This window comes from Herbaspirillum sp. UBA812 (assembly GCF_002296545.1).
Classification (GTDB): Bacteria; Pseudomonadota; Gammaproteobacteria; order Burkholderiales; family Burkholderiaceae_D; genus Herbaspirillum; species Herbaspirillum huttiense.
The window spans coordinates 2,595-9,977 of the sequence record NZ_DBIC01000187.1 but is presented as its reverse complement, the minus strand read 5'-3'; the positions used below and the strand labels follow the sequence as shown (position 1 = coordinate 9,977).

The following is a 7,383-nucleotide window of genomic DNA, read 5'->3' as shown; positions in this document are numbered from 1 at the left end:
CGGCAAGACGCTCCCCGCCGTTCTGGCAGGCAAATGCAGGTGTCAAATGACGAGTCGACGATACGCGCGGGAGACCAGCACGGCACCGCTCCCATGTCCACGCCCTTGCGCGGGATGGGAAGCGGCATGCTTCAGGCCAGCACTGGTCCGGTACCCTCGCCTGGCGTCGTTCACGCAGCGCCGGCGTTCATTCCGGCGTGCGTCAGGGTGAATGTTTGGCGGTCAGTGACCGAAATGGGTGCGGCGCCAGACATAAGCTCCGAAGGCACAGCTCCCCACGATCACGTACATCGCATACCACACCAGTGCCTGGCTACCGTAGCTCATGAGCAATTCCATCAGTTTCATGCTTGTCTCCTCTGCTTTTGATGGCCGGGCTGTTATTCGCCTGGCTTATCGTCCCAAGGGGTGAAAATGTCGAAACGACAATATCCCCGACTTGCTGCGGGCGCTGTTGTCAGTAGTGTCAGCGTCGGCGCCCTTCCACGCCGCGCCGTTACAGGCCCGTGCAAGTATCTTGCTACTGCCAAAAGGTGATGTAAACAATCGCTTGTTCTGCGCAGCAGCAATTCATGGCCGAGCTGCCGGGCGGCATTTCGTTGTCGTAGGGATTCACTTCGTCATGTGGAAGCGGAAGCCTGTCGGGAGCCGGTTTCCGGCCGGAATCGCACTAATGGTGTGCAAACAATTATTTTTTATATAATTTTTTGCATCGCAAAACAGAAAGTCGATATTTCGTCGCCAAATGGCGACTTTTCGTGTGTCTCAAGCGTATTGATGAGGTTTTTGATAGACAACACGCACAGTGGCCGCATGGAAAATGCGGCGTACCGTGATGTTCACGCTGGTGATATCTCTTTGCGCCACAAGACCAGTGTGCCCAGCAAGCCCGCCAGAATGGAGCCGCCCAGCACGCCCAGTTTGAGCTTGGCTTCGAAATCCGGACTCAATCCCTGGAAGGCCAGGCCGCCGATGAAGAGACTCATGGTGAAGCCGATGCCACACAGCATGCAGACGCCGATGAATTGCCGGGTACTGGCACCGGCCGGTGCCGCGGCCAGTCCGCTGCGGATCATCAGCCAGGCTGCACCGAAGACACCGATGGTTTTGCCCAGTACCAGTCCGCCGGCGATACCGAGCGGGATCGGCTCAAACAGGTTGCCCAGCGACATGCCCTGGAAGGACACGCCAGCATTGGCGAAGGCAAACATGGGCAGGACCAGGAAGGCCACCCAGGGATGCAAGCCATGCTCCAGGGCACCAGCCAGCGGCTGGTCGTCGGCGTCGCGCATGGGAATGGCCAGCGCCGTGACCACCCCGGCCAGCGTGGCGTGGATGCCCGACTTGAGCACGCACACCCAGATCACCAGTCCGACGACGATGTAGATATCTGCGCGACGCACGCCGCTGCGATTGAGCAGCAACAGGACCAGCGTCCCTACCCCGGCCCCGGCCAGCATGCCCAGTGAGAGGTTGTCGGTATAGAAGAGCGCGATGACCACGATGGCGCCCAGGTCATCGATGATGGCCACGGCGGTGAGGAAAACCTTGAGTGAGGTCGGAACCCGCGACCCCAGCAGCATCACGATACCGATCGCAAAGGCGATGTCGGTGGCCGCCGGAATGGCCCAGCCGCGCAGCGCCACCGGATCGCCCAGGTTGATGAGCGCATAGATCGCCGCCGGCACCACCATACCGCCCAAGGCCGCTGCCGCCGGCAGGATGGCCTGTTTGCGGGAGGCCAGTTCGCCTTCGACAAATTCGCGCTTGATTTCCAGACCGACCAGGAAGAAGAAGACCGCCATCCACAGGTCGTTCACCCACAGCAGCAGCGGCTTGGACAACACCACAAGACCACCGATGTCGACCTTGCCGGGAATGCGGGTGAAGGCCTCGTAGGTTTCTCGCCAGCTGCTGTTGCTGATGATCAGCGCCAGCACCGCAGCGATGGCCAGCACGATGCCGCCAGCGGCTTCATGCGCGAAGAAGCGGGTGAAGGCGTTACCGCCGTGGGCCTGATGAGGGGATGTGGTCAATGCGGGCTCCTTGTTGTCGTCTTCAAAACAAGGCCTGACTGTAACAAAGGCCGAGGTCTTTCTCCAAACTTTCGGCCCCGGGCTCGCGATGCCCGGACAAAAAAAATGGGCCGTCCCTCTCCACAGGAACGGCCCGACCCTCCACACCACAAACCTTCATGACGGCACTTTCAACCGTCCGATGCGCACGCATGCGGTGCGCATCTCTTCATATTTCGGCCAATCAGCGATAAACCAGCACCGGTACCTTGCTATGCGCCAGCAGCTTCTGGGTCTGGCTGCCGAGCAGCAAGCGGCCCAGCGTGGAACGGGCCTTGGAGGCCATGATGATGGCATCGCAGTGCTCGCGTTCGGCCACGCGCATGATCTCTTCGTAGGGACGTCCGCCCTGGGCCACCTGCACCGTGCAGGGGACACCTTCTTCACGGGCCATCGCGGTGATCATCTCGACGCTGGCCAGAGCGTGTTCGCGGCCAGCTGCATCGGTGCGCTCCACATCCACGCCGACGCTGACTTCAGGAATCGACAAGGCCCGCAGATTGCCTGCCACCGACAAGCCAACCAGGGTGCTGCCGCAGCTCTTGGCCAGCGCGATGGCGGCCTTGACCGATTCGTTGCACAGACGGGAACCATCGGTTGCCAACAGGATGTTCTTGAACATGATGACCTCAGCAGGTGACTGGATTGCGTTGACTTGGTATGACTGCATACTAAGCCTCACCTGCATGAACGGATTTGACATGCATCAAGCCGCCCGGGCTGCAGCGCCGCAGCTGGCCTGCGTTTGCGCTGGATCAAATGGTACGGGCGCAGGCTCGCATCAGGGATGAAACGCCATGAAGCGCGTCACCAGCGCCTGCAGCACCGGCTTGAGCTGATCTGCCAGCGCTGCCTGCAACGCATAAGGTGCGTACTCCTGCATGTAGCTGCGCTGGGCCAATTCCAGTTGGAGGGCATGGACCTGCCGGGCGGGCTGGCCGTAATGACGAGTGATGTAGCCGCCTTTGAAGCGGCCATTGAGTACGGCGGGAAACTGCGGTGCCAGTTGCTGCGCCAGCGCCAGCAAGTCTTCTCCAAGACCAGGTGTGCAGGCAGCACCGCTGGCAGTTCCGAAATTGAAGACCGGCAGTTCGCCCTCGAACAGATGCGGAATCACCGAGCGGATCGAGTGCGCATCCCACAGCAGCGCGTAGCCATGCACTGCCTTCAGGCGCTCCAGTTCGGCCTGCAGAGCCGCATGATAGGGATGCCAGTAGACCTGCAGGCGGCGTGCGATCTCGGCGGCATCCGGCTCACAGCCCTCGCGGTACAGCGGCAGGTTGTCGAATGTCGTCAGCGGACACAGCCCGGTGGTGTTCTGCCCCGGATACAGGCTCTGTCCGTCCGCTGGCCGGTTGAGATCGATCACGTAACGTGAATGAAAAGGACGAATCACGGAAGCGCCAATGCCAAGGGCAAACTCATAGAGTTCGGCGATATGCCAGTCGGTATCGTCGACCTGCAGGCCAACCGCACTATAGGAGGCCAGCAACTCCTCCGGCAGACGGGTACCCACGTGAGGCATGGAAATCAGCAGGGGCGAACTGCCCTGGTGCAGCTGGCAAATATCGTGCGGCATCACTGGCATCGAGCGGTCCTCAATCCTTCAACAATTCGGCAATCGCGCGGCGATAGGCGCGGCGCGCGTCATCCTGCAAGGGGTGCTGCCCGGCGGTCACGACCTGGCGGCCACCCACGTAGACATCCTGGATGGGCTGGCCATCATGCTCGCAAAACACCAGTGCCGAGAGCAATTGCCCGGGGCTGCGATCGGCCAGGTTGACGTCGTCCCGATCGAGGACCACGAAATCCGCCTGCTGCCCCACAGCCAGCCCGGCGACCGCCCGGCCGCTGGCAGCCGCACCGCCTGCCACGGCCTGGGCAAACAGGCGGTCGGCCGTGGCCGGTGATGCTTCGGAGGCCAGCACGTTGCGCCGGCGATGATGCAAGCGTTGTCCATACTCCAGCAGCCGCAATTCGGAACGCGGGTTGATGGCGATATTGCTGTCCGAGCCCAGGCCCCAGGGAGTCCGGGACTGCAAAAGCTGCCCGGCATCAATGATGCCATCGCCCAGATTGGCCTCGGTCGTCGGGCACAGTCCCACGATCGCACCACTGGCGGCCAGATCCAGGTATTCCCCTTGATCCATGTGGGTGGCGTGAATCAGGCACCAGCGCGCATCCACCTCCTGCAGCGACAGCAGCAATTGCACCGGACGCTGGCCGCACCAGGCCAGGCAATCCTGAATCTCGCGCCACTGCTCGGCGACGTGGATGTGAACGGGAGCGTCGCGTCCTCCCGGCTGCTGGCGCAGGCCGCTGACCAGTTCTTCCAGGCCTTGCGGCGACACCGCCCGCAGCGAATGCGGGGCTGCGCCATAGCGGCGCATCGGGTTCTCCGGCAAGGCGTGCAGCAGGCGCTCGCGCAGGGCCAGCAGGTCGTCTGGCGTAGCGATGAAGCGCGCCTGCTCCTGCGAACCCGGCTGGCCACCGAAGCCGCCGTACTGGTACAGCACCGGCAGCAGGGTCATGCCGATGCCCGCCTCGGACGCCGCCTGCATCAGCCGCAGCGCCAGTTCGGCGCGGTCGGCGTAGGGGCTGCCGCCCGGGGCGTGGTGCAGATAATGGAATTCGCAGACGGAGGTATAGCCCGCTTTGAGCATCTCGATATAGAGATGGCAGGCAATGGCGTGCAGGTGCTCCGGCTGCAGTCGCTGGGCAAAACGGTACATCAGCTTGCGCCAGCTCCAGAAGGAATCCGAAGGACTGCCCATGACCTCGGTCAGGCCGGCCATGGCGCGCTGGAAGGCATGCGAATGCAAGTTGGGCATGCCGGCAATCACCGGGCCGGATGCCTGAGCTGCTTCGCCGCGCGGACTGCGGACGCTGACCTCAATGAGGCGTCCCGAGTCATCCCAGCGCAGCAGAACGTCATGCTGCCAGCCATCCGGCAGCAAGGCCAGCGGGCAAAACAGGGCACGCGCCGATTGGCGAGGGAGCGCGTGCGCATGCGGCTGTGGATGTGCATGCAGGTGTTGCTGTGTTTGTTCGCCAAGCGATGCCATATGCTCACCTTTTATACTGGCGGTTTTGTAGTGTATGCCGGACACCGTTGTGCCGCTTGCAGCGGGTGGAATCAGAACGGCCTCGGCCCTTCAACGCTTACATGTGCTGGCCTTCCTTTGGCTTGGGGATGATGCAGACCAGCAGCACCACCGCCCCCGACGCACACAGCAGATCGGGCATGCGCGCTCTGTGTCCTGGTTGCAGCCGCGCGAACTGGCCGGCGCGCAAGGCCTGTTGCAGACCGTCTTCATCGGAAAGGCAGGCGTCACCTCTTGCCACGTACAACAAAGCGCTGTGGCTGGGCAGGCAACGCGAATTGCGCTCGTCCAGCATCACTACCCTGCCCTCGGCGACTTCACGCCGCACCATCAGGTTGAAGTCCAGCGTGGGCGCACCATGCATCCGCACCTGGATCGGCTGCTCGCCGGGGAAGTCGTAGGGCGCAAAGCAGTGCACCAGATCGTGGACCTGCCTTCCCTCGCTGTGCAGTGTGAAACCGCCGCCTTCAAGCAGGACGATGGTGCGATCGATACCCTCGAAGGTGGAAAAATCTGCATCGCTACCGACGTCGGCCACGCTGGCCCGCCAGATAAAACTGGCGAAGTCGGCCTCCGGCGGCTCCACGCACAGTTCACGGGTCTGCCCGCCCTCGTTCTTCCAGGGGACGGCTGCCACGCTGGCCAGCTCGCCGACGAACGCTATCGCGCCGTGCTGCGGCACCCCGGAACCCGCCACCGCATCGGCTTTACCCGGCATGACCCACCTCGCGGGCCAGCATGGTTTGCAAGAAACTGCGGGTACGTGCCTCGCGCGGTGAAGTAAATATCTCGGAGGGCGGACCGGACTCGACGATGCTGCCGTGATCCATCACCACCACCACATCGGCCACCTCGCGCGCAAATCCCATCTCGTGCGTGACGATGAGCATGGTCATGCCGTCGCTGGCCAAGTCCTGCATCACCTGCAGCACTTCGCCGACCAGTTCCGGATCCAGCGCCGAGGTGGGCTCGTCGAAGAGCATCACCTTCGGTTCCATGGCCAGCGCACGGGCAATGGCCACGCGCTGCTTCTGGCCTCCGGACAAGGTGCCGGGATATTCCTTCGCCTTGTGTTCCAGCCCGACCTTCCTGAGCAGCCGCAGCCCCTGCTCCTGCGCCGCCTTGCGCGGTACGCCGCGCAGGCAGGTCGGTGCCAGGGTGATGTTGTCCAGCACGTTCAGGTGCGGGAACAGGTTGAAGGACTGGAATACCATGCCCACCTCGGCGCGCAGCGCATCGAGCATGGCTTCGGGCATCATGCGCCCGCCCTCGACCACCGTATGACCGCCGACCACCACGGTGCCGCCCTCGGCGGTCTCCAGCCCGTTCAGGCAGCGCAGCAAGGTGCTCTTGCCACTGCCGCTGGGGCCGATGATGACGACCACCTGACTTGGGGCGACCGAAAAATCGATGTCCTTGAGCACGAGATGGCTGCCGAAGGATTTGCGCAAGCCTTTGATATCGACCACGCTGTGTTCCATCACACCCTCCCTTCGGAGCGCAGGACCTTCTCGATCCGGCGCAGCGCCAGCGTGGTCACGCTGGTCAGGACGAGATAGATCAGGGCAATGACCAGATAGGTTTCCAGCGAGCGGTAAGTAATGCTGATGATCTTCTCGCCCTCATGCATCAGGTCGGCGATGGTCAGCAACGACACCAGTGCCGAGTTCTTGATCAGCGCGATGAATTCATTGCCCAGCGGCGGAATCATGCGCACGAAGGCCTGCGGCAGGATCACGCGGCGCATCGCCATCCGATAAGGCAAGCCCAGCGAGCGTGCCGCTTCCATCTGGCCGCGTTCGATGGACTGGATCGAGCCACGCACGATTTCCGAAATATAGGCAGCGCTGTAGATACCGAGCCCGAGGATGCCGCACACATACGCCGGCAGGATCACGCCCACATGCGGCAACCCGAAGAACCACAGGAACAGCTGCACCAGCAAGGGCGTGCCGCGTATCAGCGTGAGATAGAAAGTACACAGGCCATACAACAGCCGGCGCTGCGGATTGAGTCGCCCCAGGCCAGTCAGCAGGCCCAGCACGCACCCCAGCACCAGCGAGGCGGCGGTGATTTCCACGGTCACCATGGTGCCGTGGAGGAGCGAGGGCCAACTGTCCCAGACGCCCGAAAAATCCAGTTTCATGAAGTGCTCCGGCAAAAGGAGTCGCTTGCCCGGTCACGGCTGGCGGGCCGGGGCGGTA

At 62.7% G+C, this 7,383-nt stretch carries 8 protein-coding genes; all 8 read right to left on the bottom strand.

What is annotated here, in order from left to right:
* Positions 1 to 222: 222 nt before the first annotated feature.
* Positions 223 to 348 carry a hypothetical protein gene (locus B3873_RS12555; protein WP_255475291.1) on the bottom strand — a complete coding sequence of 42 codons (126 nt, stop codon included), beginning with the start codon at positions 346 to 348 and terminating at the stop codon, positions 223 to 225.
* 491 nt (positions 349 to 839) lie between these two features.
* A complete protein-coding gene (gene nhaA, locus B3873_RS12550) occupies positions 840 to 2,036 on the bottom strand; it encodes a Na+/H+ antiporter NhaA (protein WP_209532807.1) in 1,197 nt (398 codons plus the stop codon).
* A 223-nt stretch (positions 2,037 to 2,259) separates the two neighbouring features.
* On the bottom strand, positions 2,260 to 2,697 hold the full coding sequence (locus tag B3873_RS12545; protein WP_286866428.1) for a universal stress protein: 438 nt from the start codon (positions 2,695 to 2,697) through the stop codon (positions 2,260 to 2,262).
* A 159-nt stretch (positions 2,698 to 2,856) separates the two neighbouring features.
* A complete protein-coding gene (gene hutG, locus B3873_RS12540) occupies positions 2,857 to 3,654 on the bottom strand; it encodes an N-formylglutamate deformylase (protein WP_286866427.1) in 798 nt (265 codons plus the stop codon).
* A 19-nt stretch (positions 3,655 to 3,673) separates the two neighbouring features.
* Positions 3,674 to 5,140 carry a formimidoylglutamate deiminase gene (locus B3873_RS12535; RefSeq protein ID WP_286866426.1) on the bottom strand — a complete coding sequence of 489 codons (1,467 nt, stop codon included), beginning with the start codon at positions 5,138 to 5,140 and terminating at the stop codon, positions 3,674 to 3,676.
* Between the two features lie 97 nt (positions 5,141 to 5,237).
* Positions 5,238 to 5,897: a HutD family protein gene (locus tag B3873_RS12530; protein ID WP_286866425.1), complete on the bottom strand. Its 660-nt coding sequence runs from the start codon at positions 5,895 to 5,897 to the stop codon at positions 5,238 to 5,240.
* Entirely contained in the window at positions 5,887 to 6,660 is a 774-nt protein-coding gene (locus tag B3873_RS12525) for an amino acid ABC transporter ATP-binding protein (RefSeq protein WP_245201944.1), read from the bottom strand. The genes B3873_RS12530 and B3873_RS12525 overlap by 11 nt, the downstream gene beginning before the upstream one ends.
* Positions 6,660 to 7,325 (bottom strand): amino acid ABC transporter permease, encoded by a 666-nt coding sequence (locus B3873_RS12520; protein ID WP_286866423.1) that lies wholly within the window; start codon positions 7,323 to 7,325, stop codon positions 6,660 to 6,662. The genes B3873_RS12525 and B3873_RS12520 overlap by 1 nt, the downstream gene beginning before the upstream one ends.
* Between the last annotated feature and the right edge of the window lie 58 nt (positions 7,326 to 7,383).

Excerpts from the sequence above, each read along its gene's own strand:
- B3873_RS12530 (WP_286866425.1), bottom strand. The coding sequence starts at position 5,897 with ATGCCGGGTAAAGCCGATGCGGTGGCGGGTTCCGGGGTGCCGCAGCAC.
- B3873_RS12520 (WP_286866423.1), bottom strand. The coding sequence starts at position 7,325 with ATGAAACTGGATTTTTCGGGCGTCTGGGACAGTTGGCCCTCGCTCCTC.
- B3873_RS12525 (WP_245201944.1), bottom strand. The coding sequence starts at position 6,660 with ATGGAACACAGCGTGGTCGATATCAAAGGCTTGCGCAAATCCTTCGGC.
- B3873_RS12545 (WP_286866428.1), bottom strand. The coding sequence starts at position 2,697 with ATGTTCAAGAACATCCTGTTGGCAACCGATGGTTCCCGTCTGTGCAAC.
- hutG (WP_286866427.1), bottom strand. The coding sequence starts at position 3,654 with ATGCCGCACGATATTTGCCAGCTGCACCAGGGCAGTTCGCCCCTGCTG.
- B3873_RS12555 (WP_255475291.1), bottom strand. The coding sequence starts at position 348 with ATGAAACTGATGGAATTGCTCATGAGCTACGGTAGCCAGGCACTGGTG.
- B3873_RS12535 (WP_286866426.1), bottom strand. The coding sequence starts at position 5,140 with ATGGCATCGCTTGGCGAACAAACACAGCAACACCTGCATGCACATCCA.